This is a genomic window from Erythrobacter neustonensis (assembly GCF_001663175.1).
Lineage (GTDB): Bacteria > Pseudomonadota > Alphaproteobacteria > Sphingomonadales > Sphingomonadaceae > Erythrobacter > Erythrobacter neustonensis.
In genome coordinates, this window is record NZ_CP016033.1 from 767571 (window position 1) to 782110 (window position 14540).

The 14540-nt window shown below is 65.6% G+C and carries 16 protein-coding genes; 11 read left to right on the forward strand and 5 right to left on the reverse strand.

Going from position 1 to position 14540, the window contains the following annotated elements; translation table 11 throughout:
* Window positions 1-19 precede the first annotated feature (19 nt).
* The 11 genes from A9D12_RS03580 to A9D12_RS03630 all read left to right on the forward strand — a co-directional run bounded on the left by A9D12_RS03580 (window position 20) and on the right by A9D12_RS03630 (window position 9879).
* A complete protein-coding gene (locus tag A9D12_RS03580) occupies window positions 20-1030 on the forward strand; it encodes an NADP-dependent oxidoreductase (RefSeq protein ID WP_068349859.1) in 1011 nt (336 codons plus the stop codon).
* Window positions 1030-1794, forward strand: a complete 765-nt coding sequence (locus A9D12_RS03585) for a ThuA domain-containing protein (protein WP_068349861.1) — start codon at window positions 1030-1032, stop codon at window positions 1792-1794. The genes A9D12_RS03580 and A9D12_RS03585 overlap by 1 nt, the downstream gene beginning before the upstream one ends.
* A complete protein-coding gene (locus A9D12_RS03590; protein ID WP_068349863.1) occupies window positions 1791-2180 on the forward strand; it encodes a limonene-1,2-epoxide hydrolase family protein in 390 nt (129 codons plus the stop codon). Before A9D12_RS03585 ends, A9D12_RS03590 begins: the two co-directional genes overlap by 4 nt.
* A gap of 100 nt (window positions 2181-2280) precedes the next feature.
* Complete coding sequence (locus A9D12_RS03595; protein WP_068349865.1) at window positions 2281-3522, forward strand: cytochrome P450; 1242 nt, start codon at window positions 2281-2283, stop codon at window positions 3520-3522.
* 1 nt (window position 3523) lies between these two features.
* A complete protein-coding gene (locus tag A9D12_RS03600) occupies window positions 3524-4606 on the forward strand; it encodes an acyl-CoA dehydrogenase family protein (protein WP_068349867.1) in 1083 nt (360 codons plus the stop codon).
* A gap of 23 nt (window positions 4607-4629) precedes the next feature.
* Window positions 4630-5055, forward strand: a complete 426-nt coding sequence (locus A9D12_RS03605) for a Zn-ribbon domain-containing OB-fold protein (RefSeq protein ID WP_068349869.1) — start codon at window positions 4630-4632, stop codon at window positions 5053-5055.
* Window positions 5052-6209, forward strand: coding sequence for a thiolase family protein (locus tag A9D12_RS03610; RefSeq protein ID WP_068349871.1), 1158 nt, complete (start codon window positions 5052-5054; stop codon window positions 6207-6209). The genes A9D12_RS03605 and A9D12_RS03610 overlap by 4 nt, the downstream gene beginning before the upstream one ends.
* On the forward strand, window positions 6206-6976 hold the full coding sequence (locus A9D12_RS03615) for an SDR family NAD(P)-dependent oxidoreductase (protein ID WP_068349872.1): 771 nt from the start codon (window positions 6206-6208) through the stop codon (window positions 6974-6976). Before A9D12_RS03610 ends, A9D12_RS03615 begins: the two co-directional genes overlap by 4 nt.
* A 1-nt stretch (window position 6977) precedes the next feature.
* Window positions 6978-7745 (forward strand): ThuA domain-containing protein, encoded by a 768-nt coding sequence (locus A9D12_RS03620; RefSeq protein ID WP_068349873.1) that lies wholly within the window; start codon window positions 6978-6980, stop codon window positions 7743-7745.
* Between the two features lie 15 nt (window positions 7746-7760).
* The gene (locus tag A9D12_RS03625) at window positions 7761-8969 is read left to right on the forward strand and encodes an acyl-CoA dehydrogenase family protein (RefSeq protein ID WP_068349874.1); all 1209 of its coding nucleotides are present in this window, start codon (window positions 7761-7763) and stop codon (window positions 8967-8969) included.
* 10 nt (window positions 8970-8979) lie between these two features.
* The gene (locus A9D12_RS03630; RefSeq protein WP_068349880.1) at window positions 8980-9879 is read left to right on the forward strand and encodes an SDR family oxidoreductase; all 900 of its coding nucleotides are present in this window, start codon (window positions 8980-8982) and stop codon (window positions 9877-9879) included.
* 120 nt (window positions 9880-9999) lie between these two features.
* Here A9D12_RS03630 and kynU read toward each other — a convergent pair whose 3' ends face one another.
* The 5 genes from kynU to A9D12_RS03655 all read right to left on the reverse strand — a co-directional run bounded on the left by kynU (window position 10000) and on the right by A9D12_RS03655 (window position 14414).
* Complete coding sequence (gene kynU / locus A9D12_RS03635; protein WP_068349881.1) at window positions 10000-11223, reverse strand: kynureninase; 1224 nt, start codon at window positions 11221-11223, stop codon at window positions 10000-10002.
* The gene (locus A9D12_RS03640; RefSeq protein WP_068349882.1) at window positions 11220-12011 is read right to left on the reverse strand and encodes a tryptophan 2,3-dioxygenase; all 792 of its coding nucleotides are present in this window, start codon (window positions 12009-12011) and stop codon (window positions 11220-11222) included. The genes kynU and A9D12_RS03640 overlap by 4 nt, the downstream gene beginning before the upstream one ends.
* 36 nt (window positions 12012-12047) lie before the next feature.
* Entirely contained in the window at window positions 12048-12458 is a 411-nt protein-coding gene (locus A9D12_RS03645; protein ID WP_068353588.1) for a DUF4112 domain-containing protein, read from the reverse strand.
* 18 nt (window positions 12459-12476) lie between these two features.
* Complete coding sequence (locus A9D12_RS03650; RefSeq protein WP_068349883.1) at window positions 12477-13946, reverse strand: ABC transporter substrate-binding protein; 1470 nt, start codon at window positions 13944-13946, stop codon at window positions 12477-12479.
* A 90-nt stretch (window positions 13947-14036) separates the two neighbouring features.
* A complete protein-coding gene (locus A9D12_RS03655) occupies window positions 14037-14414 on the reverse strand; it encodes a PilZ domain-containing protein (protein ID WP_068349884.1) in 378 nt (125 codons plus the stop codon).
* Window positions 14415-14540: the final 126 nt, after the last annotated feature.

The following is a 14540-nucleotide window of genomic DNA, read 5'->3' on the forward strand; positions in this document are numbered from 1 at the left end:
CACAAACCGAAAGACCGACATGCCGCAGAACCGCCGATTTCTCCTCCAGCGCCGCCCGAACGGCACACCCGTTCAGGACGATTTCGCACTCGTCACCGAAGCCACGTCCGCGCTGGAAGAGGGCCAGTTCCTGATCCGCAACCATTACGCCTCGCTCGACCCGGCGATGCGCGGGTGGATGGATGCCGGCGGCAACTACATGCCGCCGATCCCCTTGGGCGATCCCGTTCGCGCGAGCACCATCGGCGTGGTCGAGGAAAGCCGGGCGGAAGGCTTTGCGCCCGGGCAATGGGTGATGGGGCTGAATGCGCTCGAGGACTATTCGATCGGCGTGGCAGGCGGGTTCACCCAGCCGATCGACCCTTCGCTGGTGCCGAACATCACCAACTACCTCTCGATCTTCGGCGCGGTCGGGATGACCGCCTATTTCGGCTTCCTCGAGGTGTGCGAACCGAAAGCGGGCGAGACCGTGCTTGTCTCCGGCGCGGCGGGTGCAGTCGGCAGTCTCGTCGGCCAGCTCGCCAAGATCCACGGCTGCCGCGCGGTCGGAATTGCCGGCGGCCCCGCAAAATGCGCGCGTCTGACCGAGAAATATGGCTTCGACGCCGCCATCGACTATCGCGGCAAGGATGAGGCCGCACTGACTGCCGCCATCGCTGAGGCCTGCCCTGATGGCGTCGACGTGATCTTCGAGAATGTCGGCGGGATCATCCTCGATGCGGGGCTGATGAACCTCAATCTTCATGCGCGCGTCGGGCTGTGCGGGCTGATCAGCGAATACAACACGGCGCCGCGCGGCATCCGCAACCTGTGGCAACTGATCGTCAAGCGCGCGCATATCCGAGGGCTGCTGGTCGCCGATTACGTCCCGCGTTTCGCCGAGGGCGCGGCGCAGATGGGCGTGTGGGCCGCGCAAGGCAAACTGGCGGTCGACGAGCATATCGACGAAGGGCTGGAGCACGCCTTCGACAGCTTCATGCGGCTGTTTGCGGGAACGAATGACGGCAAGATGATCCTCAAGATCGCCTGATGCGCTCGCTGCTGGTTCTGTCCGGGGGGCACCCCTACGCGGCGGGGCCGTTCGACGAACTGCTCGCCGCGCTGGGGAGCCGGGAGATCACCCACCTGATCCACCCCGATGGCGGCGAGGCGGATGCGGCGGAGGCAATCCTCGCCGCCGATGCGCTGCTGTTCTACGACATGGCTGGCTACTCCTTCGGCGAGGGCAAGGTGACTATGCGCGCGCCCTCACCCGCCTTTCGCGCGGCGATCACCGCGCGCTTTGCCAGCGGCAAGGGCGCGGTCGCGATGCATCATGCGCTTGCCGGATGGGCGGAATGGCCGGAGTGGCACGCATGGCTTGGCGGGGCATTCCATTACCAGCCGGGGGAGCACGGGCCGGACTCCGGATACCGCCACGATGTTTCCTACGAGGCCCGCGTCGTGGCCGATCACCCGGTGACGCGCGGCCTGCCTGCCAGCTTCCCCGTCACCGACGAACTCTACCTTTGCCCCATCGACGAAGCCGCCATCACGGCGCTCGTCCGCGCGGAAGGGCCCGCCTTCACGACCGACAATTTCCATTCCGCCGCCCACGCGGTTGCAGGCGCGATGTTCAGCAACGCGGGCTGGCAGCACCCGCCGGGCAGCAATTGCATCGTCTGGGAAAGCCGCAAGTGCCCCGCGCCGCTGGTCTATCTGCAATGCGGCGATGGCCCTGCAACCTACGCCAACCGCCATGTCCGCCAGATGATCGCACAGGCGCTTGCCTACACCTCAGGAGGAAGAGCATGAGCCCGCAGCAAACCGTCGAAGCCTTCATCGCGCATTGGAATGCCTGCGATACCGACGCGATCATGGCGATGTGCGCCGTGGATATCATCTACCACAATATCCCGATGGATCCGGTCGTCGGCACCGCGCAAATGCGCGCGGTGGTCGAAGGCTTCATGCGCGATATCGCCCGCTGCGACTGGCAGACCCACGCGATCGCGGCGAGCGGCAATACCGTGCTGACCGAGCGGACCGATATCTTCCAGTTCAAAGATGGGCGCACCGCGGCGATCCGCGTGATGGGCACCTTCGACATTGGTGCAGACGGCCGCATCACCGGCTGGCGCGACTATTTCGACAGCGCCGAATTCCAGCGCGAATTCGCGTCCCCCAACGGGGGCGCATGATGCGCCGCGCGCAACCCTAACACAAACGCGCATCGCATCATCCGCGGCGCTTTGGTTAGGCTTGCCGCATGAAATCGAGATGGGTCTGGAGCCGCCTTGCATGAACAAGCCCGAAGGCAATGTCTTTGCGCCCGAAACGCTGGTCGACCCGTTCGATTACTATCGCGCGGTGCACGATGCCGGAATCAGGATCGAGCATCTCGAAGAAATGAACACCTGGGTCGTCTATGCCTATGACCTGTGCAGCGAAGCGGCGGCCAGACCGGAAATCTTCTCGAACGATTTTACCGCGCTCATGGGCCGCGAGGCGGACGCGGACATCCAGGCGATCCTTGCCGAAGGCTGGCCCGATCTTGCGACGCTGCTCACCGCCGATGCCCCTGTTCACACCCGCAACCGCAAGCTGGTGAACCTCGCCTTCTCCGCCCCGCGCGTGAACGCGATCGAAGCCGAGATGCGCGCCAAATCGATCGCGTTGATCGAGGGCTTCGCCGACCGGGGGTCGTGCGAATTCGTCGAGGAATTCGGGGTGCCGCTGCCCGTGGCGATGATCGCGGGACAGATCGGGCTCGATGACGATCCGGGGCGCGTCAAGCGCTGGTCGGATGCGGCGGTCGACCGGTTCAGCCAGATGGTCGATCACGAGCGCAAGAAGGAATGCGCGCGCAGCCTTGTCGAGTTCCAGCACTACATCAAGGGCCTGATCGACGATCGCCGCGCGCATGGCGGCAATGACCTGCTCACCGATCTCGTCGAAGCGCGGGTCGAGGGCGAAACGCCGCTCGAGGATGCGGAGATCATGTCGCTGATGCAGCAGTTCATGGTCGCGGGAAACGAGACCACCACCTCGACGCTTGCCGGGGGCCTGTTGCAGCTGATCCGCAATCCCGACCAGATGGCCAAGGCAAGAGCAGCGACGGGCGGACGCGATCCCAAGGTGATCGTGAACCTCGTCGAGGAGGCGCTGCGCTATGAAACGCCGACCGCAGGCATGTGGCGCATCGTCAAGCAGGACACCGAGCTTGGCGGAATGGCGATTCCGGCGGGCAGCGTGGTGCAGCTGCGCTATGCTGCGGCCAATCGCGATCCGTCGAAATTCCCCGATCCCGACCGCTTCGACATCGAACGCGCCAACGCGCGCACCCATCTCGCCTTCGGCAAGGGGCCGCACATGTGCGTGGGCAACATGCTCAGCCGCAAGGAAATGCTGGTCGCCTTCGACGAATTGCTGGAACGGCTCGATGACATTGCCGTGACCGATGACAGCGCGATCCGCATCCTGCCCAACATCCTGCTGCGCGGCGTGACCCATCTGCCGATCACCTTTACGCGTAAGGCCTGATATGAATTTCGATCTTTCCGAAGAACAACAGATGTTCGTCACCTCGGTCGAGCGGTTCGCCGCGCCGGTCGATGTCGAAGCCCGGCGCCGTTTGCGCCTTTCGCCCACCGGCTATGACCGGGCGCGCTGGCACAGCCTCGCCGAAATGGGCCTGATCGCGCTTGCCGCGAGCGAGGATGCGGGCGGGATGGGCGGCTCGGCAGTCGATCTGGCGCTGGTATGCGAGGCGATCGGCAAGGCCAACGCGCCCGATCCGCTGCTGGAACATGGCATCCTGCCTGCGCTGCTGCTCGAACGCGGCGATGCGGGCGATGCGCTGGCGTCCGTGCTGGCGGGCAACACGCTCGCAACCTTCGCATGGGCGGAGCGCGCCCAGCGTTACAGCCTCAAGGCCAAGGGGATGAAAGCGGACGTTGCCGGCGACGGCCTCACGCTCACCGGCGAAAAGACGTTCGTGATGGGCGCGCTGATCGCCGACCTGTTCATCGTCACCGCGGATCTGGATGGGGAGACGGCCTGCTTTCTCGTGGCCAAGGATGCGCCGGGGCTGGAGGTGCGCGCCTATCGCCTCGCCGACGGCAGTATCGCTGGCGAAATCAGGCTCACCCGCACGCCGGCAAGCGCACGGCTTTCGCTCGATGCCGCCGCGCTCGACGGGATCATCGCCGACCTGCGGCTTTATGCGGTGGCCGAAATGGTCGGTCTTGGCCAGCGCCTGCTCGACGATACGCTGACCTATGTGAAAGAGCGCGAACAGTTCGGTGTGGCGATCGGCAGTTTTCAGGCATTGCAGCACCGTCTGGTCGATTGCTACGCGCAGCTAGAGCAATCAAAATCAATGCTTTACCGCGCAGCATTGACCGATCGCGCCGATCCGGTGCGCTGGCAGCGCGCGGCGGCAGGCGCCAAGGCGTTTATCGGCGACAATGTCGATATCGTCGCGCGCGAGGCGGTGCAGATGCACGGCGGAATGGGAATCACCGATGAACTTGCGATCGGTCATGCGCTGAAACGCGTGCTGGTGCTTCAACGGCTGTTCGGCGACGTCGACACCGTGCTTGCGGAATATGCGCTCGCGGCGTGACGCGGGCCAGAGGGGACGAAACTATGCGCGAAAAGATCGACCCCGACCTGTGGAGCGACGGGACAACGCCGCATCTGATCGGCGGCAGGCTCCCTTCGGGCCAGATCGTCTTTCCGATGCCGGTGGGCGACGCGGCGGAAAGCGTGGAACCCTACAAGCTCTCGCGCCGCGGCACGCTATGGTCGTGGACCAGCCAAGGCTTCCTGCCAAAGGAACCCTATGAAGGCCCCGGCTCCGGCCCCGGGGAAGGCCCCCCGGACTTCCAGCCCTTCCTTATCGGCTATGTCGAACTGCCCGGCGAAGTGATCGTCGAAAGCCGGATCGTCGATGCCCGATTGGAAGATCTCCACCTCGGCATGGCGCTCGAATTCTGCATCGTGCCGTTCAACGCGCGGTACGACACTTTCGCCTTCCGTCCCGTCGCCGCAGCAGAAAGTCGCGTCGCATGAGCGAGAATGTCTACATCATCGGCGCCGGCATCCATCCCTTCGGACGCACCGACAGCCGCTCGGGCCGCGAACAGGGTGTCTATGCCGTGCGCGAGGCGCTCAAGGATGCAGGCCTCGAATGGCCCGACATCGAATGCGCCTATGGCGGCTCGGCAGCGGCGGGCAATGCGGACATCATGGTCAACGAACTGGGGCTGACCAGCCTGCCTTTCACCAATGTCGCCAATGGCTGCGCCACGGGCGGCAGCGCGCTCGCCGCCTCGCAGCAGGCAATCGCGAGCGGGATGTATGACCTCGCGCTGGCGGTCGGCTTTGACAAGCACCCGAGGGGCGCGTTCAATGCCAAGCCTTCGGACTACGGCCTGCCCGAATGGTACGGCCAGACCGGCATGATGCTGACCACGCAGTTCTTTGCGCTGAAAATTCAGCGTTACATGCAATTGCACGGCATCAGCCGCACGACGCTGGGCCGGGTCGCCGAAAAGGCCTTCCGCAACGGCACGATCACCCCCCACGCATGGCGGCGCAGCCCGGTCGATCTCGACACGATCATGAACGCGCCCATGATCAACGATCCGCTGACCAAATACATGTTCTGCTCGCCGGCGGAGGGTGCGGTGGCGCTGATCCTCGCGTCCGAAAAGAAGATGAAGGAGCTGGGCGCGGACGGGGTCAAGATCCGCGCCGTTTCCGTGAAGACGCGCCCGCCCAATTCCTTCGAGGTGTTTCAGGCCGGAATCAGCATCGCGGAAGGCGGCAAGCCCACCGTGCTCGCCAGCCAAGCTGCCTTCGAGAAGGCGGGCGTAGGGCCGGAAGACATCTCGGTCGCACAATTGCAGGACACCGAAAGCGGCGCGGAGATCATGCACATGGCCGAAAACGGCTTCTGCAAGGACGGCGAGCAGGAAGAATGGCTCGCCAATGGCTGGACCGAGATCGGCGGGGGCAAGCTGCCCGTCAACACCGATGGCGGGTGCCTTGCCTGCGGGGAGCCGATCGGCGCCTCGGGGCTGCGGCAAGTCTATGAGAACGTCACCCAGCTGCGCGGCCGTGCAGGCGAGCGACAGGTGCCGGGCAGGCCCCGCTTCGGCTACTCCCACGTCTATGGCGCACCGGGCCTGTCGGGCGTCGCCATTCTGGAGCGCGAACGATGATGCGGATGCAGGGCAAGGTCGCGCTCGTCTCGGGCGGGGCGGAAGGGATCGGGGAAGCGGTCGCGCGGCTGATCGTGGCCGAGGGCGGCAGCGTGATGCTGGGCGATGTGCAGCTGGAAAAGGCGGAAGGCATCGCTGCCGAACTGGGAGAGCGCGCGGCGGCGACACCGCTGGATGTGCGCGACCTTGCGCAGTGGGAGGCCGCCGTCGCCGCCACGCTTGCGCGCTTCGGCAAGCTCACGGTGCTGTGCAACATCGCCGGGATTTCAGAACCCGGCAACGTGCCCGAAGGCGCGCTCGACGTGTGGGAACGCACCATCGGCATCAACCTCAATGGCCCGTTCTACGGCATGCGCACAGGCATCCCCGCGATGGCGGCAAGCGGCGAGCACTGCGCCATCGTCAACATCGGCTCGATGATCGCGCTGCGCCCGGCAAGCTTCGTTGCGGCTTACAGCGCCTCCAAGACCGGCCTCCGGGGCCTCACGCAATCGGTAGCGCTGGACCTTGCTGAGCGGGGCCTGCCGATCCGCGTCAACATGGTCCACCCCGGCGCGATCCGCACGCCGATGTACAACCGCTACAAGTTCTCCGGCGCCGACACGCCCGAAAACATCGAGACAAACTTCGCCGCCACCCACCCGATGAACCGCATCGGCGAGCCCGAGGAAGTCGCCCGCGCGGTGGTCTTCCTCGCCTCCGACGAGGCGAGTTTCACCACCGGCTGCGATTTGACCGTCGACGGCGGCGGGAGCATCAGGAGCTGACATGGCAGAGCAACCCGCCACCCGGATCGACGCGCATTTCATCGCCGCGGGCAAGTATCACGATATCGACTACGCCCGGCTCGAAATCCTCAAGCTAATGGCCGAGCATCCGCATATCCGCACCACGGTGGCGGCGGATTACTCGGGGCTGGAGCGGCTCGACCAGTGCCGTTTCCTCATCACCTACACCTGCGACCTGATGCCGACCCCGGAGCAGGCCAAGCAGCTCAAGGCGTGGCTGGAGAAAGGCGGCAAGTGGATGGCGCTCCACGGCACCAACTCGATCCTCGTCTTCACCGCCGAAGGCCTGGTCGACGCGCCCGACGAGCGGCCCGATGTGATGGAGATGCTCGGCACGCAATTTGTCGCCCACCCGCCGATCGGCAAATTCCCGGTCGAGGTGGTCAACAAGGACCACGAACTCACCCGCGGGATCACGGATTTCGAGGTGGTCGACGAGCTCTACCTGTCCAAGACCACTGCGCCGATCGAAACGCTGATGCAGACCACCTTCCAAGGCGAGGCGACCGGGTTCACGCAAAGCCAGTGGGACATGACCAGCGTTCCTATCCTTTATACGAGGGACCTTGGCGCAGGGCAGATCGTATACAATGCGCTCGGGCATTGCCGGGGGCATCACGACCTGCCGGGGATGGCCGATTTCTACCCGCACAAGGAAATGTGCGCCTGGAACTACGACGTCTATTATGACCTGCTGCGGCGCACGATCCGCTGGGCCCAAAGAGACGAGACGAGGGACGGGAACTGATTGGGATCCGACGCAATGGATATGGACTTTGGCCCCGAAGACATCGCCTTCCGCGAGGAAGTGCGCGCCTTTCTGAAGGATCACCTTCCCGAACGGCTGCGTGACGGGGCACGCCGCACGCCCGGCGTCTTCGTCGAACCCGACATCGGAATGGAATGGCACCGCATCCTCTACAAGCAAGGCTGGGTTGCGCCGCACTGGCCGAAAGAAGATGGCGGCACCGGCTGGAGCCCGACGCAGAAGTTCATCTTCGAAAAGGAATGCGCGCTCGCCGGGGCGCCCTCGCTTGCGATCCTGGGCCTGCGCCTTGTCGGCCCGGTGATCTGCGCATTCGGCACGCCCGAACAAAAGGCGCGCTTCCTGCCGCGCATCCTGTCGGGCGAGGATTACTGGTGCCAGGGCTATTCGGAACCCGGATCGGGCTCGGACCTTGCCAGCCTCAAGACCTCCGCGCGGCTGGAGGGTGACGAGTACGTCATCAACGGATCGAAGATCTGGACCACCCACGCGCACCACGCCGACTGGATCTTCGCGCTGGTGCGCACCGATGCCAGCGTGAAGAAGCAGGCGGGGATCAGCTTCCTCTTGGTGCCGATGGACCAGCCGGGGATCAGCGTGACCCCGATCCATTCAATGTCGGGCGATCACGAGGTCAATGCGGTGTTCTTCACCGACGCGCGCACCGGACAGGAAAACCGCATCGGCGAGGAAGGCCAAGGCTGGAGCATCGCCAAGTTCCTGCTCGAAAACGAGCGCGGCGGATCGTGCTATGCGCCGCGACTGCTGCAATCGATCGAGCGGCTCGAAAACCTTGCGCAGACCCAGCCATCGGGCGTCAACGGCGCAATGGCGCACGACCCGCGTTTCCGCGACCGGCTCGCTCGCGTCCGGCTGGAAGCCGAGGCGCTGGAGGTGACCGAACTGCGCATTCTCGCCGAACTTGCCAAGGGCAAGGCGCCAGGCCCGCAGACCTCGCTGGTCAAGCTGCTCGGATCGAATATCGGGCAGAAGGTCGATGTGCTGCGGCTCGAACTGCTGGGCAATGATGCGCTGCAACTGCCGCTGGAACGCCCGCTTTACGGCAATGAGGCCCCCGAACCGGTGGGCAGCGAATATGCCCAGACCGCGATGGGCCGCTATCTCAACAACCGCGCGCAGACGATCTTCGGCGGATCGGACGAAGTGCAGAAGAACATCATCGCCAAGACCGTGCTCGGTCTCTGAGAGGACTGCCATGGACGTATCGAAGCTGATGTTCCGCGATGGCTTGATGGCGGGCGAGCGCATTCTCGTCACCGGCGGCGGCACGGGCCTTGGGCGCGAGATGGCCGAAGCCTTTCTGAAACTGGGCGCGACCGTCTATATCTGCGGGCGGCGGCAGGGGAAGCTCGACGAGACGGCGGCGGAACTGACTGCCCTTCACGGCGGAAAGATCGTCGGAATGGCCTGCGACATCCGCGATCCGGACGCGATCCACGCGATGGTGGACGCGATCTGGGCCGATGGCGGCGCTCTCACCGGCGTGGTCAACAACGCCGCGGGCAACTTCATCAGCCGCACCGAGGACCTGTCGGTCAATGGCTTCAATGCGATCGCCGATATCGTTATGCGCGGCACCTTCTATGTCACGCTGGACATCGGCAAGCGGCTGATCGCGGAGAAGAGACGCGCCAGTTTCCTCTCGATCCTCACCACCTGGGTATGGTCGGGCAGCGCCTTCGTGGTGCCTTCCGCGATGAGCAAGACCGCGATCAACGCCATGACCCAGAGCCTTGCGACCGAATGGGGCCGCTATGGCCTGAGGTTCAACGCCATCGCGCCGGGCCTCTTCCCGACCAAGGGCATGAACGCGCGGCTGCATCCGGGCGGCGCGGGCGGCAATTCGGGCAACAGCATGAACCCGATGGGCCGCGCGGGCGAGATGCACGAACTCGCCAACCTTGCGGTGTTCCTGATGGGGCCGGGCGCGGAATATGTGAATGGCCAGACCATCGCGATCGACGGCGCAGGCTTTCAGGCCAATGGCGGGACGTTCTACGGAATGCTGCAGGGTCTCGGCGATGCCGAGTGGGACCAGATGCGCAGCATGATCAAGGGCACCAACGACAAGGACAAGGCCGAGCGCACTGTTTGATTGGGAAGGCGCCTCCGCGCCTTCTTCCTCGGCGCTGTTCCCTTCCCCCGGATCAAGTCCGGGGTACGGGGCGCCTGCGGCTCGCGCGCGTGCGCTCGCGGCCCTGCGGGCCGAAAGCCGTCAGGTCACCGCGGCGCGCTGGTTGAACTCTTCGCGCTGCCATTCGCCCGAAGCCAACACTTCGGCGATATGGCGCGCGGCGGCGGCCATGTCGGCAAAGCTCAGATAGGCGGGCGCAAATCCCAGCCGCAGCACATCGGGCGCACGGAAATCGCCGATCACGCCGCGTGCGATCAGCGCCTGGCAGATCGCATAGGCTTGCGGGTGGCGGAACGACAGCTGGCTCCCCCGATCGGCGGCGCGCGGCGGGCTGACCAGATCGAGCGCCACATCATGCGCCATCAGGCTTTCGAGGAAGAACTCGGACAATGCCTGCGACTTGGCGTAAAGCCGGTCGACCCCGATCTCCGCGATCAGGTCGACACCCACTTCCAGCGCCGCCAGCCCGAGCACCGGCGGGGTGCCGCATTGCAGACGTTCGATCCCCGCAGCGCCGGCATAATCGTCCGAGAAGGCAAAGGGCGCGGCATGGCCAAACCAGCCGGTCAGCGGTTGCTGCAACTCCGCCTGATGCTGCTCGGCGACGAAGGCAAACGCGGGCGCGCCCGGCCCGCCGCACAGGTATTTGTAACCGCACCCGACCGCGAAATCGGCGCCCACTGCATCGAGGTCGACCGGCAAGGCTCCGGTCGAATGCGACAGATCCCACAGCACCAGCGCCCCCGCATCATGCGCCGCGCGGGTCAGCGCAGCCATGTCGTGCAACGCGCCGGTCTTGTAATGCGCGTGGGTGAGCATCAGCAGCGCGACATCCCCGTCCAGCGCCGCGGCCAGTTGCTCGCGCGGGGCCAGCCGGCGCTGGGCCAACCCTTGCGCTTCCAACCCTGCGATCATGTAGAGATCGGTCGGGAAATTGCCGGGTTCGGACAACACCGCCTTCCGCCCCGGTCGCATCGCCAGAGCGGCGGCGATCAGCTTGAACAGGTTCACGCTGGTCGAATCGCAGGCGATAACTTCGTTCGGGCGGGCACCGATCAGCGGCGCGATCTTGGCGCCCACGCGCGCGGCCATGTCGAACCAGTTGGCATCGTTCCATGACCGGATCAGCCCGTCGCCCCATTCGCTTTCCACCACGCGCGCCAGCGTGCCCGGCGTCGCCTTGGGCAGCGCGCCCAGCGAATTGCCGTCGAGGTAGATCACCCCTTCGGGCAGGCGAAACCGCGCGCGGAAATGGCCCAACGGATCGGCGGCGTCGAATTCTCGGGCGCGGGTGTCGGGGGTCATATCGCGGTCCTGACGCTGAGCAGTTCGGGGAAGAAGGCCTGCTTCAAGACGCCTTCGAGATAAGGGACGCCGGGCGTACCGCCGGTGCCACGCTTGAAGCCGATGATCCGTTCGACCGTTTTCAGATGGCCGAAACGCCAGCGCTGGAAATGGTATTCGAGATCGACCAGCTTTTCGGCAAGTTCATACAGGTCCCAGTGTGCCTGGGGGTCGCGGTAGATCGCGGCCCATGCGGCCTCGACGCTGGCATCGGGCGCATAGGGCATGGCCGGATCGCGTGCCAGCACCGCTTGATCGATCGCGAAACCGCGCCGGGCAAGCAGGTGGATCGCCGCATCGTAAAGGCTCGCGCGCTGCGTTTCGGCCTCCAGCCGGCCTGCCCAGTCGGCATTGCTGCGATGCAGCCGCACATGCTTGCCATCGCGCCCGCCGAGCATGAATTCCATCATCCGGTATTGCGCGGACTGGAACCCGGACGATCCCCCCAGATGCGGACGGATCGCGGAGTAATCGTGCGGGGTCATGGTGGAAAGCACATCCCAGCTCTGGATCAGCTGCGCCTGCGCGCGCGCCACCCGCGCGAGCATCTTGAAAGCGGGGCGCAGGTTGTCGGTCTCGATACAATCGCGCGCGGCGGCAAGTTCGTGCAGGCACAGCTTCAGCCACAGCTCGCTCGCCTGATGGACGATGATGAACAGCAGTTCGTCATGCGCATCGGAGGCAGGGTGCTGGGCTGCGAGAATTCGGTCCAGATCGAGATAGCTGGCATAGGTGACTTCGGCGTTCATGCCGCCATCCCTAGCGCGCCGCACTGCCCGAGGAAACTAGCCCTCGATCACGCGGGTGTGGGGATGGTGCTTGTCGAGGTGGCGCAGCAGGATCCTGAGGTTCTTGCTGTTCGATCGGAACATGATGTCCGCCGCATCGCCGATCAGCGGGATCGCCCCGATCGCGGTGTCGAACAGGACGTTGGCCCCCATCCGCGCAAGCTTCCACTTGGGCAGGCCAAGGTTCCTGGCCTCCCACACGATATAGGCGCCCATTGCTGCGGTCACGACATCGCCCAGCACCGGGACCAACCCGACCAGCGCATCGAGCCCGACGGGGGTGCCGATCCCCGGCACGGTGAAACTGCGTTCGAGCAGCCGCTCCATCGCAACCACGCGGGCGCGTACCGATGCGGCATCGGTGCCGGTGGGAAATGCAAAGCCGATCGGTTGCGGGCGGCGGGGCATGGGCTTGTCCATAGCCCTCTATGTGGTGGGCTGCGAAAGCGGGTACAAGGGGTGAAAGGCCCACGGGTTGGGCAGGTAATTGCGGATCGATGCGCGCACCAGCGACCAGCGGATCGGAACGCCCAGCGGAATGTAAACCTCGCGCTCGACCAGCGCAGAATGCGCTTCCGCAAGCAACACGTCGCGGCGGCCCATGTCCTTTTCGCCAAGCGACTGGCGGACGATCGCATCGGCTTCCGGCGCGCAGATCCCGTTCGCGACCGCGCAGTTGAACTGGTTGAGATACCAGCGTGGCGAGGTGAACCGGGCGAGCGTATCGCGCAGTGCCAGATCGGCCGCCTCGCCCGGTGCGGCGCGGCGGGTGGTGACGCCGATGCTGCGCCATGCCTCGGACAGCTGGCGCAGCAGCAGATCGCTGCCCGGCCCGTCCGGCAAGGCGACGCGCACCACCGCTTCGCGCCCGGGCGCTGCGGAAGTCCACGCGGCGACCCGCGCCGCAGCGACCTCGCGTCGGTCAAGGATCGACGCGCCGTTCCAGCGATCGGGTCCGTATGGCGCGGCGCCATAGGCATCGGGGGGAACGATCCAGGTTGCCTGCCGCCAGCCGCCAAGCCCGAACGCCTGGATCAGCGCGGTTCGGTCGATCGCCATCGACAGGGCCTCGCGCCGCGCGGGATCGGCCATGAAACCCGTTTCGCGGCGGACGCTGAGGCCAAGCAGGCCGATCGTCGGGTCGACCTGGATCGTTCCGCGCGACAGCGGGCCTGCTTCGGCTTGCGGGAAATCGACGATCGTGCCGCCGATCACCAGATCGACATCGCCGCGCGAAAAAGCCTGCACCGCAGCGCCTGCGGCCAGCCCGCGAACTTCGACAGGGCGCGCCATGGCTTCCCAGTCCTCGCGCGCAGGCAAGCCGCGGCTTTCGGGCGGGAGCGCGGTCAGCCGGGCGCGCCCGGTCTCCTCGTCGCGCGACAATGCCATCGGGCCTGCGCCGCTGCCGGAGCGCGCAAAGCCCAGTTCGGGCTGCGCCATCAGCCGCAGGAAATCGGGCATCGGCGCGGTCAGCCGGATCTCGATCACCCGCCCGGTCATCGCCCGGATTTCGCGCACCTTGCCGAGATCGAGCCCGAGCGAGGTGCCGCGCAGCCGCGCGATCGCGCTGCGCAACTGGGCGCGAATATCCTCTGCTGCAATCTCCTCGCCCCCGGGCCATGTGCTGTCGCGCAGGCGGAAGATATAACTCAAGCCGTCATCGGTGATGATCCAGCGTTCGGCGATCGCGGGAACCACTTGCCCACCCTGATCAAGCGCGACCAGCCCTTCGTGGGTGGCGGCGCGGATGTGCTGGGCTGCGGGCGACAGGCGCACACCCTGCTGGAACAGGCTGTCGGGCTCACCGATGATCGCGACTTCGAGTGGGCCTCCGCCGCCCGTGGGGCTGCAGGAGGCAGACAGTGCAAGTGCACACAGGGACAGCCAGAATCGCATTACGCGCCAGCCTAGCAGCTTCGAACAGTCAGGTCAGCTTGCGCAATCCGCGCTGGCACCTGCGGCCACTGCGCGGCTGAACCCGATGGATCAGATCTTGCGCAGCGTGCCCCGCTCGGGCGGCGGCGGTGCACGGTGTGCCCACGACGGCTTGGCAACGATGGCAATCTGATCTTCAGCGCCCTGCACCGGTCGGCGCGCCGCCTGCGAATCGATTTCCTCGTCGAAGGCGACGCCGAAGCGGTTGTCCTGCACCCACGCCACGGTTCCGCCGACGACCCCGATGTGGCGCAATTCGACCGAGACGCGGTGACCGCGCTGGACGCGCAACTGGCCCTCGCCCATCATCCCGCCGTCCGACAGGTTGCGCACGCGCACGCGGTGCGGCTCGGCGCTGTGTTCGACACGAATATCGGCCAGCAAAAACAGGCTGTCGCGTGTGACACTGCGTGTCTCAACTCCCGTCATCTTGAGGGTCGCCTCCTAGCCGAATGTTCTCTTGCGCACACCCCGTCACTGCGCGAGCGCCGTGGTTCGGGTGTGCATCGGTGGTGCCGCAATTGCAGTTAACGTATCGTAAAATCCACCCTGCGC

What these genes read in the sequence shown, in the direction of transcription:
- kynU (WP_068349881.1), bottom strand. Translation starts at nt 11,223, where the DNA reads ATGACCCCCGACACCCGCGCCCGAGAATTCGACGCCGCCGATCCGTTG.
- A9D12_RS03640 (WP_068349882.1), bottom strand. Translation starts at nt 12,011, where the DNA reads ATGAACGCCGAAGTCACCTATGCCAGCTATCTCGATCTGGACCGAATT.
- A9D12_RS03590 (WP_068349863.1), top strand. Translation starts at nt 1,791, where the DNA reads ATGAGCCCGCAGCAAACCGTCGAAGCCTTCATCGCGCATTGGAATGCC.
- A9D12_RS03645 (WP_068353588.1), bottom strand. Translation starts at nt 12,458, where the DNA reads ATGCCCCGCCGCCCGCAACCGATCGGCTTTGCATTTCCCACCGGCACC.
- A9D12_RS03630 (WP_068349880.1), top strand. Translation starts at nt 8,980, where the DNA reads ATGGACGTATCGAAGCTGATGTTCCGCGATGGCTTGATGGCGGGCGAG.
- A9D12_RS03600 (WP_068349867.1), top strand. Translation starts at nt 3,524, where the DNA reads ATGAATTTCGATCTTTCCGAAGAACAACAGATGTTCGTCACCTCGGTC.
- A9D12_RS03655 (WP_068349884.1), bottom strand. Translation starts at nt 14,414, where the DNA reads ATGACGGGAGTTGAGACACGCAGTGTCACACGCGACAGCCTGTTTTTG.
- A9D12_RS03580 (WP_068349859.1), top strand. Translation starts at nt 20, where the DNA reads ATGCCGCAGAACCGCCGATTTCTCCTCCAGCGCCGCCCGAACGGCACA.
- A9D12_RS03595 (WP_068349865.1), top strand. Translation starts at nt 2,281, where the DNA reads ATGAACAAGCCCGAAGGCAATGTCTTTGCGCCCGAAACGCTGGTCGAC.
- A9D12_RS03615 (WP_068349872.1), top strand. Translation starts at nt 6,206, where the DNA reads ATGATGCGGATGCAGGGCAAGGTCGCGCTCGTCTCGGGCGGGGCGGAA.
- A9D12_RS03605 (WP_068349869.1), top strand. Translation starts at nt 4,630, where the DNA reads ATGCGCGAAAAGATCGACCCCGACCTGTGGAGCGACGGGACAACGCCG.
- A9D12_RS03610 (WP_068349871.1), top strand. Translation starts at nt 5,052, where the DNA reads ATGAGCGAGAATGTCTACATCATCGGCGCCGGCATCCATCCCTTCGGA.
- A9D12_RS03620 (WP_068349873.1), top strand. Translation starts at nt 6,978, where the DNA reads ATGGCAGAGCAACCCGCCACCCGGATCGACGCGCATTTCATCGCCGCG.
- A9D12_RS03585 (WP_068349861.1), top strand. Translation starts at nt 1,030, where the DNA reads ATGCGCTCGCTGCTGGTTCTGTCCGGGGGGCACCCCTACGCGGCGGGG.
- A9D12_RS03625 (WP_068349874.1), top strand. Translation starts at nt 7,761, where the DNA reads ATGGATATGGACTTTGGCCCCGAAGACATCGCCTTCCGCGAGGAAGTG.
- A9D12_RS03650 (WP_068349883.1), bottom strand. Translation starts at nt 13,946, where the DNA reads ATGCGATTCTGGCTGTCCCTGTGTGCACTTGCACTGTCTGCCTCCTGC.